General features: G+C 65.4%; 14 protein-coding genes. 10 read left to right on the top strand and 4 right to left on the bottom strand.

The window, feature by feature from the left end:
• Together tsaB and FME97_RS09780 are read left to right on the top strand one after the other, a co-directional pair.
• Positions 1–708, top strand: coding sequence for a tRNA (adenosine(37)-N6)-threonylcarbamoyltransferase complex dimerization subunit type 1 TsaB (tsaB, locus tag FME97_RS09775; protein WP_141429418.1), 708 nt, complete (start codon positions 1–3; stop codon positions 706–708).
• Positions 705–1,316, top strand: a complete 612-nt coding sequence (locus tag FME97_RS09780) for a hypothetical protein (protein ID WP_179954808.1) — start codon at positions 705–707, stop codon at positions 1,314–1,316. The genes tsaB and FME97_RS09780 overlap by 4 nt, the downstream gene beginning before the upstream one ends.
• A gap of 226 nt (positions 1,317–1,542) precedes the next feature.
• Here the strand turns inward: FME97_RS09780 and FME97_RS09785 are convergent, their stop codons facing one another.
• Positions 1,543–3,102 (bottom strand): DNA recombination protein RmuC, encoded by a 1,560-nt coding sequence (locus tag FME97_RS09785; RefSeq protein WP_141429420.1) that lies wholly within the window; start codon positions 3,100–3,102, stop codon positions 1,543–1,545.
• 34 nt (positions 3,103–3,136) lie between these two features.
• On the bottom strand, positions 3,137–4,351 hold the full coding sequence (locus tag FME97_RS09790; protein ID WP_141429422.1) for a DUF418 domain-containing protein: 1,215 nt from the start codon (positions 4,349–4,351) through the stop codon (positions 3,137–3,139).
• 261 nt (positions 4,352–4,612) lie between these two features.
• On the opposite strand from FME97_RS09790, the gene FME97_RS09795 reads away from it, so the two are divergent.
• From FME97_RS09795 to rpe, 4 genes are all read left to right on the top strand, one after another.
• Positions 4,613–6,169, top strand: a complete 1,557-nt coding sequence (locus FME97_RS09795; protein WP_141429424.1) for a DUF4836 family protein — start codon at positions 4,613–4,615, stop codon at positions 6,167–6,169.
• Positions 6,170–6,235: 66 nt separating this feature from the next.
• The gene (locus tag FME97_RS09800) at positions 6,236–6,886 is read left to right on the top strand and encodes an ATP-binding cassette domain-containing protein (RefSeq protein WP_141429426.1); all 651 of its coding nucleotides are present in this window, start codon (positions 6,236–6,238) and stop codon (positions 6,884–6,886) included.
• Entirely contained in the window at positions 6,883–8,082 is a 1,200-nt protein-coding gene (locus tag FME97_RS09805; RefSeq protein ID WP_141429428.1) for an ABC transporter permease, read from the top strand. The genes FME97_RS09800 and FME97_RS09805 overlap by 4 nt, the downstream gene beginning before the upstream one ends.
• A gap of 23 nt (positions 8,083–8,105) precedes the next feature.
• Entirely contained in the window at positions 8,106–8,753 is a 648-nt protein-coding gene (gene rpe, locus FME97_RS09810; RefSeq protein WP_141429429.1) for a ribulose-phosphate 3-epimerase, read from the top strand.
• Positions 8,754–8,759: 6 nt separating this feature from the next.
• Here rpe and FME97_RS09815 read toward each other — a convergent pair whose 3' ends face one another.
• On the bottom strand, positions 8,760–9,326 hold the full coding sequence (locus FME97_RS09815; RefSeq protein ID WP_141429432.1) for an HD domain-containing protein: 567 nt from the start codon (positions 9,324–9,326) through the stop codon (positions 8,760–8,762).
• A gap of 183 nt (positions 9,327–9,509) precedes the next feature.
• On the opposite strand from FME97_RS09815, the gene abc-f reads away from it, so the two are divergent.
• The 4 genes from abc-f (at position 9,510) to FME97_RS09835 (ending at position 14,678) form a co-directional block, all read left to right on the top strand.
• On the top strand, positions 9,510–11,558 hold the full coding sequence (gene abc-f / locus FME97_RS09820) for a ribosomal protection-like ABC-F family protein (protein ID WP_141429434.1): 2,049 nt from the start codon (positions 9,510–9,512) through the stop codon (positions 11,556–11,558).
• Positions 11,559–11,600: 42 nt separating this feature from the next.
• Positions 11,601–12,335 (top strand): 23S rRNA (guanosine(2251)-2'-O)-methyltransferase RlmB, encoded by a 735-nt coding sequence (gene rlmB / locus FME97_RS09825; protein WP_141429436.1) that lies wholly within the window; start codon positions 11,601–11,603, stop codon positions 12,333–12,335.
• A 67-nt stretch (positions 12,336–12,402) separates the two neighbouring features.
• Positions 12,403–14,118: a DUF4153 domain-containing protein gene (locus tag FME97_RS09830; RefSeq protein WP_141429438.1), complete on the top strand. Its 1,716-nt coding sequence runs from the start codon at positions 12,403–12,405 to the stop codon at positions 14,116–14,118.
• Positions 14,115–14,678, top strand: coding sequence for a M48 family metallopeptidase (locus tag FME97_RS09835; RefSeq protein WP_141429440.1), 564 nt, complete (start codon positions 14,115–14,117; stop codon positions 14,676–14,678). Before FME97_RS09830 ends, FME97_RS09835 begins: the two co-directional genes overlap by 4 nt.
• 30 nt (positions 14,679–14,708) lie before the next feature.
• Here the strand turns inward: FME97_RS09835 and FME97_RS09840 are convergent, their stop codons facing one another.
• Positions 14,709–16,277, bottom strand: coding sequence for a glycerol-3-phosphate dehydrogenase/oxidase (locus FME97_RS09840; protein WP_141429442.1), 1,569 nt, complete (start codon positions 16,275–16,277; stop codon positions 14,709–14,711).
• Positions 16,278–16,477: the final 200 nt, after the last annotated feature.

Consider the following 16,477-nt stretch of genomic DNA (forward strand, 5'->3'; position numbering starts at 1 on the left):
ATGGCATTGATTCTTTGCATCGAGACCGGCACGGATATCTGCTCGGTCGGAATCGCCCGGGACGGCGAACTGCTTTCGCTGCGCGAGAGCGACGAGGGGCGCGACCATGCCCGCAAGGTGGGCGTTTTCGTCGATGAGCTGCTGCGGGAGACGGGCATCGCACCCGACGATCTGGACGCCGTGGCCGTCGGCAAGGGGCCCGGTTCCTATACGGGACTGCGCATCGGCGTCTCGTTCGCCAAGGGGCTTTGTTACGGGCTGCGCAAGCCGTTGCTCTCGGTCGGGTCGCTCGATGCGCTGGCCGAGGTGGCCCGCGAGGATTACGAGGCGGGGATCGTCTCGGTCGGGGAGTGGGAACGGGCGTTTCTCTGCCCGATGGTGGACGCCCGGCGCATGGAGGTCTATGCGCAGGTGTTCGACGCCGAAGGCCGGCCGCAGAGCGGCGTGTCGGCCGAGGTGATCGACGGCGGGAGTTTCGCCTCGTTCCGATCGCAGGGCCGGCCGTTCGTCATTTTCGGAAGCGGCGCCCGCAAGTGCGCCGGGGTGCTGCCGGACGCCGTTTTCGTCGAGGTGACCCCCTCGGCCCGCGGACTGGCGCGGCTGGCGCAGCGGGTCTTCGACGAGGGGCGCACGGAGGACGTGGCCTATTTCGAGCCCTTCTATCTCAAGGATTTCGTCGTCACGACTCCGAAGAAGAAACTGTTGTGACGCGCGGGGAGCTGGCCGGGCTGCTCATGGGACCTTTCGGGGCGGATACGGCCGACCGGACGGCCCGGAGGGTCTGTGCCGAGGACGGAGACGGGGCTGTCGGGGAGTTGTACCGGCTGGCCACGCAGCCGGACGAGGGATTGCCCCGGCCGTTGCGGCGCAGGGTGCTCTTCCGCGGGGCGTGGGTGCTGGAACGCATCTATTTCGGGGCCCGCGACCGTTTCATGCCCCATGCCGGGAGTTTCTGCCGGAGGGATTTCGCCGCGGCGTCCGATCCGGGCCGGCGGCGGCTCTTCGCGAAGATCATGGCCGATCTGCTCGTGCGGGAGGAGAGGCTCTGCGGCGGGGAGGAGCTGGGGCGCATAGCCGAAGCCGCGATGCAGTGGGCGGTCGATCCGGCGATGCCGGTGTCGGTGAAGGTCTGGACGCTCGGTTTGTTGCGGACGTGCCGCGGCCGGGTCGGATGGGTCGCCGACGCATGGGACGATCTGACGGAGACGCTCGGGCGCGATGCCGCGCCGGGGCTCGCCTGTCGCTTGCGCGGGTGTACGGCCGGTGAAGCGGCCGGGACGGGGGTTGCGCTGCGCTCCCGGAACGGAGGGAAGTGAAGACGGGCGGCGGAGAGCGGCCGGTGAACGATCGGAGCGTACCGCGGCCGGAATGAAGGGGCCGTTCCCGTCGGAGGATCGGATGAAGCGGTTCGGAGCGTTGGCTCCGGACCGCTTTTTTGTGCGGCCGGATGTGCTTTGCGGGACCGGACGGCTTCTTGCCCGTTGCCCGGGCCCGGTTTTCGCGGTCCGGTCCGGACCCTGCCGGAGAACGGCGGATTCCGGGTCACAGCGCCTCGGAAGCGGACGCCTCGGACGGATCGGCGGCAGCCGGGGTTTCGGACTTGCCGGGAACGGCTGTTTCGGATGTTCCGGCGATGCCGGTGTCGGTCGCATCGGCGCCGGATTGCGGGATGCCGGCCTGCGGTGCGGCGTCCGTTTCGGGGAGCGCTTCCGCCGCGTCGTCGCCGGAGAGTTCGAGCGTGCGGGCCGAATGGCGGCGCTTGGTCTGGAGCCGGGCCGTGCGGCGCAGCCGTTCACCGACGCGGACGATGTTGTCGTTGCCCGTGCAGAGGCGTTTGTAGGCGTCCTCGTAGGCGTCGCGGGCCTTGCCGAGGGCCGTGCCGACCCCTTCGAGCGACGAGGTGAAGGCCACCAGCTGCTCGTAGAGCTTCAGCCCGCAGGCGGCGATTTCCTTCGTGTTCTTGTCCTGGTCGTTGTATTTCCAGAGGTCGGCCACGAGTTTGAGCAGGGCGAAGAGGTTCGTCGGCGACGAGACGATCACCTTCCGTTCGTAGGCGTCCGACCAGATGGCCGGGTCGCTCTGCAAGGCCGCGAGGAAGGCCGGTTCGTTGGGGACGAACAGGATGACGAAGTCTGGCGAGTTGAACCGCCGCTGGTACTCCTTGCGCCCCAGTTCGGCGACGTGCTGGCGCACCGAGGCGACATGCGCCGCCAGCGCGCGCCGCCGCTCCTCGTCGGTCGCGGCCGCGGTGTAGGCCACGAAGGCCGTGAGCGACACCTTCGAGTCGATGACGATGTCCTTCTTCTCGGGCAGGTGCAGCACCACGTCGGGCCGCAGGTTGCGTCCCTCTTCGTCCTTGACGTTGTACTGCGTCTCGTAGTGGATGCCTTTGGTCAGGGCCGAGTTGTCGAGGATCGTTTCGAGCAGCATCTCGCCCCAGTCGCCCTGCACCTTCGAGTTGCCTTTGAGTGCCTGCGTGAGGTTCTGCGCCTCGGTCGAAATGTGCTGGTTGAGTTCCATGAGCCGTTTGAGCTCGGCCCGCAGTTCGCCGCGCTGCGAGGTCTGCGTGGTGTAGATCTCCTCGACACGCCGCCGGAAGTCGGTGATGTTGTCCCGGAAGGGTTTGAGCAGCAGGTCGATCGACTCCCGGCTCGTCTGGCGGAAATGCTGCGACTGCTCGCCCAGGATCTCCGTGGCGAGGTTCCTGAACTGCGCGCGGAACCGCTCCTCGGTCGTCTCCCGTTCGGCTTTTTGTGCGGCGTGCTGTTCGGCTATTTTTTCCTGCAGGGCCGTGATTTCGGCCTCCGACGAGGCGCGCAGCGCCGCCAGCTCGGCTTCCGACCGCATCCGCTCCTCCGTGAGGCGGCGTATGCGTTCCTCCTGCTGCCGCTGCGTCTCTCCGGCCGTTTCGGCCGCCTCGGCGGCGGCGGTCAGACGGGCCTCCGCCGCCGCCAGGCGCGCCGCGGCGTCGCGTTCGCGCGCCTCGGATTCGCTGCGGTAGGCCGCATGACGTTGCGAGTCCCTGCGCCACAGCCGCAGCAGCAGGATTGAAAGCGCCGCGAGACCGCAGGCGAGAAACGAAAGCAGGAGTGTCGGGGACATGTTCTTCGGGTGATCTTTTCGGCAAATGTAACGATTAATTCCCGGAAAAACCACTTCCGGCCGGGTTGCCGGGTGTTTGTTTCGCTCCGAGCCAGGTCCAGCGATGCCAGACGTATTCCAGCGGACCCTGCCGGTGTCCGGACAGCCACCGTTTGCAGAACCGCATCTGCAACAGGAAGATGAGAAGGCCGATCGCCAGACTGGCCGTATAGCCGCAATGCGGTGCGAGATACAGCCCGAAGGGGAAATAGACGAAGGCTCCCAGGACGGACTGCGCGATGTAGCTCGTCAGGCTCATCCGTCCGTAGAACCGCAGGCCGCCGACGGCTTCGGCGAATTTCCCGTTCCGGTACGACAGGACGAACGAGGCGACGAGGACCAGCGTGAAGGCCAGTTTCTGCCACATGTCGAAGACCGTTCCGACGGTTTGCCGCACGATCGCGTCTCCTTCCATGGCCGTCTGGCGGAGCGTGTACAGCGGAGCGAAGGCGACGGATGCGCAGATCAGTATCCGCACCCAGACGCGGAAGTGCTCCCCGGAGGGCTCGAAAAGCCGCTTCCGGCCGATGTAGCAGCCCAGAAGGAACAGTCCGGCGGTCTGGACGAACCGCCCGGCGTTCACGGCCCACAGCAGACTGGCTTTCTGGCCCAGGGTGAGGTTGCCCGCGAGGAAGCGTCCGAAATCCCCGGCTTTCGTATATTCGGCCGCTTCCGCATACAGGGCGTCCACTCCGAAGTCGGGCAGCCGGTGCGCCGGGTCCGCCAGCGAGGCGAAGCAATGATACCACTCGACGGGCTGCGACAGGAGCACCACGGCTGCGGCGAGGAGCGCTCCGTCGCTCCAGCGCCGCGTGAGGAAGAGCACCGGACCGACCGCGACGAACAGAAGCAGTACGTCGCCCGCGGGGAAAAAGGCGGCGTTCAGCGCGGCGAATCCGGCCAGCAGCACCAGCCGCCAGAGGAAACGGTAGCCGAAATCCCGTCCCTCCCTCTTCCGGCGGTCGGCCTGGATGTGGAACGTGAAGCCGAACAGCAGGGCGAAAATGGCGTAGGCCTTGCCGGCGAACAGGCTGAACACGACGTCGGATACACCCTGGTCCAGCGTGCCGAGCCAGCCTGCGGAGTCGGCGGGATAGACCGGAAAGATGAAATGTTCCAGGTTGTGTACCAGAAGAATGGCCATTACGGCGAACCCCCGCAGGGCGTCCACCGCTTCGATACGGGATTTGGCGTCGGTGTGCAGTTCCATGAATCGCGTGGCTTCGTTGTGCGGGACGGTGCAAATATACGGAAAAGTCCGGTTCCCCGATCCTTCGCGGACGGCTCTTTTCCCTTTCCCGCGGCATTCCGGTCGGTGCGCCGCACGAATTGTTTGCGAATGTCCGCGCTTTTTTCTATCTTTGACACTATTAAAAGGACAGACACGCGGCGGAAACCCGCGGGGTTTCGGCCGGAAACGGATCGCCGTGCCGTGTACCGCATTGGAGAAAACCATTTTAATTCGAAAACTATGAAACATTTTTTCACAACCTGTAAGGCGGCCTGCCTCGCGGCGGTCGCGGCTCTGACGGCGGCCTGCGGCAGCGAAGCCGATTACCGCACGGCCCTGCCGGCCGATGCGTTCGTGACGATGTCGTTCAACCCCGCGCAGCTGGCGGCCAAGAGCGGCATGGGCGACATGTCGCAGCATCCGCTCTGTCTCCGCATCGAGAAGGAGCTGAACGGCATGGAGGGCCTTTCGGCCGAGGAGAAGGCGTATTGCCTGGCCCTGCTGAAGAATCCGGAGGAGACGGGAATCGACGGCTCGCGCGACGCCTACCTGTTCCTCTCGCCGGAGAATCTGAGCGCCGCGAATCCCGTGGTGCGGGGCGGTATGTTGCTGCCGATCGGCGATCTGACGAAGTTCGAGACGCTGATCGACCGGATCAATACCCGCAGCGGTTCGGAGACCGTGCGCGAAGGGGAGCTTTCGGTGGTCCGCATCGGCGAGCAGGAGGGTGTGAGCGGCCTGTGCGCCTACGACGGGGCGGCCTGCATGCTCTATTTCGCGCAGGATGCCTACGAGGAGACGCTGTCCCGTGTCAAGGGGCTGTTCGCCCAAAAGCGCGAAGAGAGTCTCGTGGGGAACGCCGCCGTGGAGCGGCTTTTCAGCGAGAAGAACGATATCAACGTGGCTGTCTCCTACGGGGTGTTGGTGCAGGAAAATCCGATGCTGGCGTCGCTGCCGATGGCCGGGGCGCTCGAAGGCGTGAAGGCGCTCGGGTCGGTCAATTTCGAGAAGGGCCGCATCGTCGCCGACGGTTCGATGGCCTTCGATTCGAAGGAGGCCGAGGAGGAGCTGGCGTCGTTCTACACCTATGTGAAGCCCCAGAAAGGCTCGCTGCTGAAGTATGCGCCCGCATCGACCGTTGCGGCGCTGGGCTGCGGACTGAACGGTTCGGAACTCTATGCCATGCTTTCGCAGATGCCCGGTTACGGAATGCTGCTCGCCAATCCGATGGTCAAGCAGGTGATGGACGCTTTCGACGGCGACCTGCTGCTGCTCTTCTCGGGAATGCTTCCCGGCGGCAGCTATCCGGTGGCGTCGCTCTTGGCCGAGGTCGGTGATCCGTCGGTCGTGGACCAGTTGGTGGCCAACCTGCCCGGAATGCCGCTCGTGAAGACCGGCGAAGGGGCCTATACGGTGTCGCTGGGAACCCTTTCGGCGTTCTTCGGCGTGAAGGACGGGGTGCTCTATTTCACTACCGACGCGGCGGTGAAGACGGCGCTCGACGGGACGAAGATCGACGCGATGGCCGGATGCGATGAGGTGTTTGCCGGACAGTGGTCGAGTTTCTGTTTCGATTTCAAGGGGCTGAACGCCCTGCTCGGGACCCTGACCGACGTGCGGGCTCCCCAGGCGGCCGTAGGAGTGACCCTGCTGGGCATGTTCGACCGGATGGAGGCATGGGGTGCGAAGGACGGCGGCAAGGTCGTGGTCGAGATGGCGGACAAGGAGCGCAATGCGCTGGAGACGATCTGTTCGACGGCGGACGGATTGATCCGCGAGGCCCTGCCACAGGAGTAGCGAACGGCATGCGGAAGCGGCCTCCGGCGACGGAAGGCCGCTTCCCGGCATTATGGACGGAGTGCGATGGAGAAGATCGAATTGAAGGAGGTGCTGCCCGCGGCGTTCGCGGCCGGCGGGCCGGCGGTGCTGCGCTCCGAAATATGGCGGCGCGAGGTGACCTTCCGCCGGGGTGAGTTCTGCCTGGTGGAGGCGGCCTCGGGAGCGGGGAAATCCTCGCTGTGCAGTTTCCTGTACGGCATCCGGGGGGATTATGCGGGCCGCATCCTTTTCGACGGGGTGGACTGCCGCACGCTTTCCCGTGCGGCGTGGGGCGACGTGCGGCGCACGTCGCTGAGCCTGCTGTTCCAGGACCTGCGGCTCTTCGGGGAGCTGACCGTGGCGGAGAACATTGCGCTGAAAAACGACCTGACGCATTTCCAGACCGCGGAGCGGATCGACGGGCTGCTCGGGGCGGCCGGAATCGCCGACAAGCGCGATACGCCCGTCGGACTGCTTTCGTTCGGCCAGCGGCAGCGCGTGGCCTTCGTCCGCGCCTTGTGCCAGCCTTTCGATTTCATGCTGCTCGACGAGCCGGTGAGCCACCTCGACGCCGCGAACGGCGAGGTGCTCGCGGAGTTGCTCGTGTCCGAGGCCCGGCGGCAGGGGGCGGGCGTCATCGTCACCTCGGTCGGCAACCGTCTCGGACTGCCTTACGATAAAATCTTCGCCCTATGACGTTGCTCTGGAAACTCCTGCGCAGCCACCTGAGCGTGGCGCAGACCCTCGGGTTCGCCCTGGCCGGACTGGTGGGAATGACCGTCGTGCTGACCGCCCTGCAAGCCTACCGCGACGTGCTGCCGGTCTTCGAAGGGCCGGATTCGTTCGCTGAAGGCGACTATCTGGTGCTCTCGAAACGGGTCGGGACCCTGCAGGCCATCGGAATCGGAAACAGCGACTTCACTCCCGAAGAGTTGGAGGAGCTGCGCGCGCAGCCCTTCGTGCGGGAGGTCGGTGTCTTCACGCCGGCCGACTACCGGGTGAAGGGTTCGGTCAGCGCGGGCGGCGTCGGGTTTTCGACCTACCTGTTCTTCGAGTCGGTTCCCGACGGATTTCTCGACGTCGAGACCGACGCGTGGCGCTTCGCGGAGGGCGACCGCGAAATACCCATTGTCATTCCGCGCAACTACCTGAACCTCTATAATTTCGGATTCGCCCGCTCGCAGGGCCTTCCCCAGATTTCCGAGGGGCTGTTCCGCCGGGTGACGCTCGGCGTGGAGATTTCGGGCCGCGGGCGTTCGGAACACTTCCGGGGGCGGATCGTCGGGCTGTCGAACCGGCTCAATACGATTCTCGTGCCGGAGAGTTTCATCCGCTGGTCGAACGAGCGTTTCGGCAGCGGTGCGGCGGCGAAGGGGCCTTCGCGCGTCATTGTGGAGACCGAAGGTCCTGCCGACGAGGCGGTGGCGGCCTACCTCGGCCGGAAGGGGTACGAAGCCGAGGGCGGAGGACCCGACGACGGCCGTGCGGTGCGCTTCGTGCGGCTGGCCGCCGCAGGCGTGGCGGGCGTGGGGCTGGTATTCAGCGTCATGTCGTTCTATATCCTGATGCTGAGTATCTTCCTGCTGTTGCAGAAGAACGGCCGCAAGCTCGAGACGCTCCTGCTCATCGGTTACCGTCCCGCGCGGGTGGCACTGCCGTACGGGCTGCTGACGCTCGGTCTGAATTTTGCGGTGCTGTGCGGTGCGCTGGTCGCCGTGTGGGCGATCCGGATGCGCTACCTGCCGCTGCTGGAGACCATGCAGGAGGGGTACGTGCCGGCCGGTGCGGGCCTTACGGTGTTGTGCGGCGTCGGACTGGCGATGCTGCTCACGGCGCTGAACGGGGCGGCGATCCGCCGGAAGATCGGTGCGCTGGAGCGGATGCGGAAGTGAAAAACGGATAAATTTCGGATGCGATGAGAATAGTAGCTCCTTCGATGCTTTCGGCCGATTTCGGCCATCTGGACCGCGATACGCGTATGGTGGACCGCAGCGCGGCCGAGTGGGTCCATATCGACGTGATGGACGGCGTGTTCGTGCCCAATATCTCGTTCGGGTTCCCCGTGCTGAAGGCGATCCGCCGGGCGACGGCCAAGTGTCTCGACGTGCACCTGATGATCGTCGAGCCGGAACGTTACGTCGCCCGTTTCGCCGAGGCGGGGGCCGACATCGTCACCTTCCATTACGAGGCGGTCTCCGACGTGCGTGCATGCATCGGGCTGATCCGCGGGGCCGGAGCCCGGGCGGGCGTCTCGATCAAACCCGCCACGCCGGCCGAGGCGCTGCGCGAGGTGCTGCCGCTGGTGGACCTGGTGCTGGTGATGAGCGTCGAGCCGGGTTTCGGCGGGCAGTCGTTCATCCCCGGATCGCTCGACAAGATCCGGGCGCTGCGGGCGATGATCCGTGAACAAGGGCTCGGGACGATCGTCGAAGTGGACGGCGGCATCTCGGCACGCAACGCCCGCGAGGTTTTCGATGCGGGGGCCGATGCGCTGGTGGCCGGCAGCGCCGTGTTCGGGGCCGAAGACCCCGAGGCGGAGATCGCGCGGATTCTCGCGGTCTGACCGGGATCAGCGGGCGGGAGGAATGTGCCGTGCGGTCTCTTCGTCGAGCAGGCGGCGCAGTTCGCTCAGCAGCGCATCCCCGCCGAACCACGCGGCGCCGTAGCCGAGGTTGAAGGCGTAGTCGAACCCCTCGGGATTGGCGCCCTGGTTGTGCTGGAGAATCGTTTCGGCCTTGTCGAGCGCCTTGACCCAGCGGGCTTCGGGCGTGCGGCACTCCTCGTACTCCTCCCAAAGCGAACGGATGCGCCGTGCGGCGGCTTCGGGCAGCAGTGCCGTGAGCCGATCGACCGCCGACCGCTCCGTCGCGGCCTTGGCGGCGGGATCGGTCTGCTCGACGGCCGGAATATCCCCCTCGTAAGCCTCTCCCAGGTCGTGAATCAGACACATGCCCAGCACGCGCTCCGAATCCAGCCCGGGTCTTTCGCCGGCCAGCGCGAGGGCCAGCAGCGCCAGCCGCCACGAGTGTTCGGCCGTGCTTTCGTGCCGTCCCTGCGAGGTATGCGCCGAGCGCAGGGTGTCTTTCAGGCGTTCCGCTTCGCGTACGAAGCGCAGGTATCGTTCCGGGTTTTCCATGACAGGAGTTCGTTTCGGGAGGCAAAGATACGATATATCGGATTAAATCGCTACCTTTGCGCTGAATTTCGGCGGCCTGTACGACGGCGGCGTGCCGGAAAGAGGTTTGGAGGAGATGCCGGGGCGGATAGCGGATTCGCCGCACGGGCCCTCCGGATTATGGCATACGAGTTTCACGAATTTATGATTTCTCTCGACAATCTCACGGTGAGCTACGGGGGCTGGACCCTCTTCGACAATATTTCGTTTCTGATAAACCCCAAGGACCGCATCGGCCTGGTGGGGAAGAATGGCGCGGGCAAGACGACGCTGCTGCGTATCATCACGGGCGAGCAGCAGCCCACCTCGGGAGCCGTGACGCTCAACGGCGACTGTACGATCGGTTACCTGCCGCAGACGATGCGCGTGGCCGACACCACGACGCTCGTCGAGGAGACGGCCAAAGCCTTCGGAGAGGTGCTGCGGCTCGAGGCGGAGATCGACGCGCTGACACGCGAGATCGCCGAGCGCACCGACTACGAAAGCGCCGCCTACGAGCAGTTGCTGCACCGGCTCAACGACGCCCAGGACCATTATCACATCCTCGGCGGCGAGACGCGCGACGCCGACATCGAGAAGACGCTGCTCGGCCTGGGATTCAAGCGTTCGGATTTCGGCCGCGCCACGAGCGAGTTCTCGGGGGGCTGGCGCATGCGTATCGAGCTGGCGAAGCTGCTGCTGCGCCGGCCTTCGATCTTCCTGCTCGACGAGCCCACGAACCACCTCGACATCGAGTCGATCCAGTGGCTCGAGGAGTACCTGCGCGGCTACAACGGCGCCGTGCTGCTCATTTCGCACGACCGGGCGTTTCTGGACAACGTGACCAACCGCACGGTGGAGCTGTCGCTCGGGAAGATTTACGACTACAAGGTCTCCTATTCCAAGTACGTCGTACTGCGCGCCGAACGCCGTGCGCAGCAGTTGGCCGCCTACGAGAACCAGCAGCGGATGATCGAGAAGACCGAGGAGTTCATCGAGAAGTTCCGCTACAAGCCCACGAAGTCGAACCAGGTGCAGTCGCGCATCAAGCAGCTCGAACGCCTCGAACGGCTGGAGGTCGAGGAGGAGGACCTCGCCACGCTCAACATCAAGTTCCCGCCGGCGCCCCGGTCGGGGCAGATCGTCGCCGAGATCCGCGATGCGGGCATGTCGTTCGGCGAAAAGCACGTTTTCAGCGGCGCGAACTTCACGATCGGAAAGGGCGACCGGATCGCGCTGGTGGGCCGCAACGGCGAGGGCAAGACCACGCTGGCGCGGATGCTCGTGGGGCAACTGACGCCCACCGAAGGGTCGGTCCGCCTCGGGGCCAATGTCAATATCGGCTACTATGCGCAGAACCAGGACGATCTGATGGACGGCGAGTTCACGGTGTACGACACGCTGGACCGCGTGGCCGTGGGCGACATCCGCACACGGCTGCGCGACATCCTCGGGGCGTTCCTTTTCCGCGGCGAGGACATCGACAAGAAGGTGAAGGTCCTCTCGGGCGGCGAGCGGGCGCGGCTGGCGATGGCCCGCATGATGCTCGAACCGCGCAACCTGCTGGTGCTGGACGAGCCGACGAACCACATGGACATGCGCTCGAAGGACATCCTCAAGAACGCCATCATGAAATACGACGGCACGGTGGTCGTCGTGTCGCACGACCGCGAATTTCTCGACGGCATGGTGGAGAAGGTCTATGAGTTCCGCGACGGCGGGGTGAAGGAGTACCTCGGCGGCATCTACTACTTCCTCGAAAAGCGCAAGATCGAGTCGCTGCGGGAGATCGAGCGGCGCGACCCGTCGCCGAAAGGCGCTGCCGCGAAGGGCGCCGCAGGGAACGATTCCGGAGCGGGAAGCGCTGCGGGACGGGGTGCGGCCGGGACGAAGGCCGCCGCGAAATCCGGCCCGGTGAAATCCTCCGCTGCGGAGGAGCCCGCGAAGGCGGTTTCCGCCGGTAAGGCCTCCTACGAACAGCGCAAGGAGCAGGAGAAGCTGCTCCGCAAACTGCGCCGGAACGTGGAGACCATCGAGGCGGAACTGGCCGACATCGAGAAGCGGATCGCGGAGTACGACGCGCGGTTCGCCGCTGCGACGGCCTACGACGAGGCCGACTACAAGGCTTACAACGAACTGAAAACCCGTTACGACCGACAGATGCACGAGTGGGAGAAGGCCTCCTACGAACTGGAGATCACCGAGGGCGAGTGATTCGGCGGACGGCGGCGGAAGCGATAAAACCACAGGACAATTATGGACAATAACCTCATATTCGGGATTCGTCCCGTGGCCGAGGCCGTCGAGGCCGGGCGGCAGATCGAAAAACTCTATATCCGCAAGGGGGCCGAGGGACCGTTGATGCAGGAGCTGAAGGACCTCTGCATGCGCCATCGCCTGCGCTGGCAGGAGGTTCCGGTCGAGAAACTCAACCGCCTGACGCGCGGCAACCACCAGGGGGTCGTTGCGCAGACGGCGGCCATCGCCTATGTGGAGCTGGCCGACATCCTCGAACGGGTTCCGGAGGACGAGACGCCGCTGGTGGTGGTCTTCGACGGCGTGACCGACGTGCGCAACTTCGGAGCCATCGCCCGTTCGGCCGAGTGCGCCGGGGCGCACGGACTCATCGTGCCGCTCAAGAACTCCGCCCCGGTGAATGCCGAGGCGATCCGTTCGTCGGCCGGGGCGCTGACGACGATTCCCGTCTGCCGCGTGGGGTCGGTCCGCAACACGCTCCGGCAGTTGCAGACGGAGGGTTTCCAGGTCGCAGCGGCCACGGAGAAGAGCCGCAAGCTGCTATACGACGCCGATTTCCGCCGCCCGACGGCGATCGTCATGGGGGCCGAGGACACGGGCGTATCGCGCGAGGTGCTCAAGCTCTGCGACGAGCAACTGGCCATTCCTATGATCGGGCGAATCGAGTCGCTGAACGTCTCGGCCGCCGCCGCGGTGATGCTCTTCGAGGCGGTGCGCCAGCGGATCGGGGAGTGACGCCGGGGCCGCGGAGCCGGGCGGTGCGGGAAAGCGGGGACGATCGTTAATCTCAAATGACCTGGGTATGGTATTCGATTTCAAATCTTTATGGACGTCGTTCCGGACGGGGGCGCACGGCGTGCTGCGGCGTCATCCCGTCGAACTGTTGCTTGCGGCGGGGCTTTCCGCGGCGCTCGTACTCTGCTACGAATGCGATTGGGAGCCGGACGTGCGGCTCGCGGCCGTGGGGTGGGGAGCCGTTCTGCTGCTCGCGGTCAATCTGCTGACCGGACGGACGCCCTGGCGGAGGCTCTACTGGGTGGCGTGGGCGCCGCTCGTGCCGCTGGCCCTGTGGCCGGGATTCGGCGCGTGGCTGGAGTCGGCGCGCGGGGCGATCACCGTCGGGTTGCTCACCCCGCTGGCGCTGCTGGCCTGCCGCCGGGCCGTGGCGAACCGCCGTTTCGTCTTCGACACGGTGATTCTGCTGCGCGCCGCGCTGCTGGCGCTGCTTTTCGCCTACGTCGCGCTCGGCCTTTTCCAGGCGATTCTCTGGTCGGCGGCCTATATCTTCGGATTCGGCGGCGCCGCATGGGTCGAGCATGCGGCGGTGGACACGTGGATCGTGACCTCGACGTTCGTCGTGCCGCTGCTCTTCATGATGATGCTCGACCGCTGGGAGCGCTCCGAGGTACACGGAACGCGCATTCTCGAAGTGCTGCTCGACTGGATCGTCTCGCCGGCGGTGCTGATCTATGCGGCGATCCTCTACCTTTATGCGTTCAAAATTCTCGTCACGTGGTCGCTGCCCGAGGGCGGAGTGGCCTATCTGGTCTTCGGATTCACGTCGGTGGCGCTGGCCGTCAAGGCTTTGCAGGAGTTGTTCGGACGGCGGATTTACGGCTGGTTCTACGACCGGTTGAGCCTCTTCGCCCTGCCCGCGGCGGTGTTGTTCTGGATCGGGACGCTGCGCCGTGTGGGCGAATACGGTCTGACGGAACCGCGCGTCTATCTCGTGGTTTGCGGCGCCGTGATGACCTTCTGCCTCGCGATCTTCCTTTCGCGCCGCACGGGACGCTACCTTTGGGTCGTGCTTTTCGCCATGCTCCTCTTCGCGGCCGTCGCCTACGTCCCTGCGCTGGAGCCCGGGCGGGTCGCCGTCCGCTCGCAGCAGGCACGCGCCGAACGTATCGCCCGGTCGCTCGACCGGCTCGACTCTGCGGGACGTCTCGTGCTGACGCCCGTTCCGCTGGCCGACACGGTGCGCGGTGCGCGCTACCGGGAGTTGTACGAGGCGCTTGCCTATCTGTATTCGCGGGATACGCTTCGCCTTGCGGCGTTCGGCCTGAGCTCGACGGAGCGGTATGCCGAACTTTTTCCCTCGGACTTCGCCGATTACGTGCGGGGATGGACGGATCGTGTGCCGGCGGCCGGCACCGGCGGCGGCGCGACGCGCTTCTTTTACCTTCCGGACGACGCGGAGTACGCGCTCGGCGACGGCTATTCGCGTCTCTGGCTACCCTGCTACTCCTCCTGGGCCGAGTTCGGGAACGACACGCTGCGGGTGGATGTCGGCGGCGAACGGATCCGGATCGCCGGGGCGGAGCTGCTCGCGCGCCAGCTCGCGCGGGTCGGCGTCGCCTCGTGCGAGGAGCTGCGCGACAGCCGGGAGCACATCGAGCCGCTGATGGATTACCGCGATGCGCGGTGTAGGATCATTTTCAGCGACCTTTCGCTGGAACGCACCGATTCGCTCGGCTGGCGGATCGCCGGTGCGCAACTGCGGGCCGTCATGCTGCGATGACCCATCCGGTGCTGGGCGAAATCGAGTGCGTGCGGTCGTCGCGCGCCCGGCGGGTCTCGATCCGCGTACGCGCCTCGGGAGACGTGCGGCTCGTCTATCCCTGCGGCGTGTCGGAGATGCGGGCGCTGGCGTTCCTCGAGGAGAAGATCCCGTGGGTCGAAGCGGCCCGCGAACGGCTTTCGCACCGCAGGGCCGCTTTGCCTCCGCAGCTGCCCCCTGCGGAGGAGAAGGTCCGTGTCGAGATGCTGCGCCGCGCCGCGAAGGCCGATCTTCCGGTCCGCATCGGGCGGATCGCCGCCGAGACGGGACTGCGGTATGCGAAGCTCTCGATCCGCGCCTCGCGGACGAAGTGGGGAAGTTGTTCGGGGCGGAACCACATATCGCTCAGCCTGTTCCTTATGACCCTGCCCGAACACCTGCGCGACTATGTGATCGTGCACGAGCTCTGCCATACGGTGCATCACGACCATTCGCCGCGGTTCCACGCTCTTGTGGACCGGTTGGTCGGGGGACGCGAAAAGGCCCTCAGCCGGGAGCTGAGGGCCTATGCGATCCGGTAGGCGGCGGGGCGGCGTCCGGTTCAGGCGCCGTTATTCTTCGAAGATATAGTTTTGGGCCAGCGCGGTGAAGTCCGCCACCTGGCGGTCGATCCACGCCCGGTCGCGGCCCAGCTCGCGGGCCATCGTCTCCGCCACCTTCGGGGCGGCGGCCGTCGCTTCGCGGGCGTCCACGAACAGCAGCCGCACGCGGCGCGCCAGCACGTCCTCGACCGTGAGGGCCATCTCCTCGCGCACGGCCCAGACGACCTCGGCCAGCGTGTAGCCGAATTTCGGCGAGAGCCGTTCGCCCAATGCCGGGTCGGAGGCGATGAGGGCGCGGATGCGCTCCTCGTCCGAGCCGTAAACGTAGAGGTGGTTGCTCAGGTCGGGATCGGGGCGGTAGCCGTGAATCCGGAGTTTCCGGGTGACGCATTTGCGGCGGGGCAGCCCGGCCTCCGCGATGGCCCGGTCCACGGTGTCTTCGGCCATGAGGCGGTAGGAGGTCCACTTGCCGCCGGTGATCGTCACCAGCCCGTTGTCCGATACGATGACCTTGTGGCTGCGCGACAGCTCCTTGGTGCTCTTGCCCTCCTTTTTGGGTGCTGCCAGCGGCCGCTGGCCCGCGAAGACGGAGAGTATGTCGCGGTAGGTCGGGGCGGGGTTCATGTAGAGTCCCGCCGTGGAGAGGATGAAGTCGATCTCCTCCCGGAGCGGCCGGGGCTCCTCCTCGGCTTTCGGGCGGACGATGTCGGTCGTGCCGACGACGACCTTGTCGTGCCACGGCACGGCGAACAGCACGCGCCCGTCGGAGGTCTTGGGGACCATGATGGCGTAATCGCTCCGGAGGAATTTCCGGTCCAGCACGAGGTGCACGCCCTGGCTCGGCGTCACCATCGGGCTGTGGTCGGGGCAGTCCATGTGCATTATGTCGTCCACGAAACACCCGGCGGCATTCACCACGCTGCGGGCCTTCACCTCGCGGCTCTCGCCCGTGAGGTTGTCGGTGAAGCGGACACCCGCCACGCGGCCTGCGTCATCGTGCAGAATCCCCGTCACGGTGGCCTGGTTGAGGACCGTGCCGCCATGTTCGACGCAGGTTTGTGCGAGGTTTACGGCCATGCGCGAGTCGTCGAACTGCCCGTCGTGGTAGACCACGCCGCCCTTCAGCCCCTTCTCCACCGACGTGGGAAGGTATTTCCGCACCTTCTTCGCCGAGATGAATTTCGAACGTCCGTAACCGAAACCGAACGAAAGCAGGTCGTAGAACGCGAGTCCGCAGAAGTAGAGCACGTTGTTCCAATGGCTGTAATTCGAGATGACGAATGCCTGGTCCTTGACCAGATGCGGTGCGTTGGCCTTCATGCGGCCGCGCTCGCGCAACGCCTCGAGCACGAGCAGCACGTCGCCCTTCTGGAGGTAGCGCACGCCGCCGTGCACGAGTTTGGTCGAACGGCTCGAAGTGCACTTGGCGAAGTCGCTCTTTTCGAGGCACGCGACGCTCAGGCCGCGTGTCGCGGCGTCCACCGCCACGCCCAGTCCCGTCGCGCCGCCGCCTACGACGACCATGTCCCATATCTTGTCTCTGTCGGAGAATTTTCCGATTTGCGAAGCTCTTTCCATACGTCAGTCTGAAGTGATTCGATTTTGTTTCGGTGCAAAGGTATGAATGTTTTGTTATATTTCAAAATGAAATCGAATATATTTTGAATTATTGCGAATTCGGTTGCGGATCGTCTTGAAGCGGATTTTTATTCCGAAAAAATCTGCCGATTCCGGATTATTTTTCGTATATTGCATTCTATAAACAACAAAACGGGTTA

The organism is Alistipes dispar (genome assembly GCF_006542685.1).
In the GTDB taxonomy this organism is placed as follows: Bacteria; Bacteroidota; Bacteroidia; order Bacteroidales; family Rikenellaceae; genus Alistipes; species Alistipes dispar.

What these genes read in the sequence shown, in the direction of transcription:
- rpe (WP_141429429.1), top strand. Translation starts at nt 8,106, where the DNA reads ATGAGAATAGTAGCTCCTTCGATGCTTTCGGCCGATTTCGGCCATCTG.
- FME97_RS09830 (WP_141429438.1), top strand. Translation starts at nt 12,403, where the DNA reads ATGGTATTCGATTTCAAATCTTTATGGACGTCGTTCCGGACGGGGGCG.
- abc-f (WP_141429434.1), top strand. Translation starts at nt 9,510, where the DNA reads ATGATTTCTCTCGACAATCTCACGGTGAGCTACGGGGGCTGGACCCTC.
- FME97_RS09790 (WP_141429422.1), bottom strand. Translation starts at nt 4,351, where the DNA reads ATGGAACTGCACACCGACGCCAAATCCCGTATCGAAGCGGTGGACGCC.
- FME97_RS09835 (WP_141429440.1), top strand. Translation starts at nt 14,115, where the DNA reads ATGACCCATCCGGTGCTGGGCGAAATCGAGTGCGTGCGGTCGTCGCGC.
- FME97_RS09795 (WP_141429424.1), top strand. Translation starts at nt 4,613, where the DNA reads ATGAAACATTTTTTCACAACCTGTAAGGCGGCCTGCCTCGCGGCGGTC.
- FME97_RS09815 (WP_141429432.1), bottom strand. Translation starts at nt 9,326, where the DNA reads ATGGAAAACCCGGAACGATACCTGCGCTTCGTACGCGAAGCGGAACGC.
- tsaB (WP_141429418.1), top strand. Translation starts at nt 1, where the DNA reads ATGGCATTGATTCTTTGCATCGAGACCGGCACGGATATCTGCTCGGTC.
- rlmB (WP_141429436.1), top strand. Translation starts at nt 11,601, where the DNA reads ATGGACAATAACCTCATATTCGGGATTCGTCCCGTGGCCGAGGCCGTC.
- FME97_RS09785 (WP_141429420.1), bottom strand. Translation starts at nt 3,102, where the DNA reads ATGTCCCCGACACTCCTGCTTTCGTTTCTCGCCTGCGGTCTCGCGGCG.
- FME97_RS09840 (WP_141429442.1), bottom strand. Translation starts at nt 16,277, where the DNA reads ATGGAAAGAGCTTCGCAAATCGGAAAATTCTCCGACAGAGACAAGATA.
- FME97_RS09800 (WP_141429426.1), top strand. Translation starts at nt 6,236, where the DNA reads ATGGAGAAGATCGAATTGAAGGAGGTGCTGCCCGCGGCGTTCGCGGCC.
- FME97_RS09805 (WP_141429428.1), top strand. Translation starts at nt 6,883, where the DNA reads ATGACGTTGCTCTGGAAACTCCTGCGCAGCCACCTGAGCGTGGCGCAG.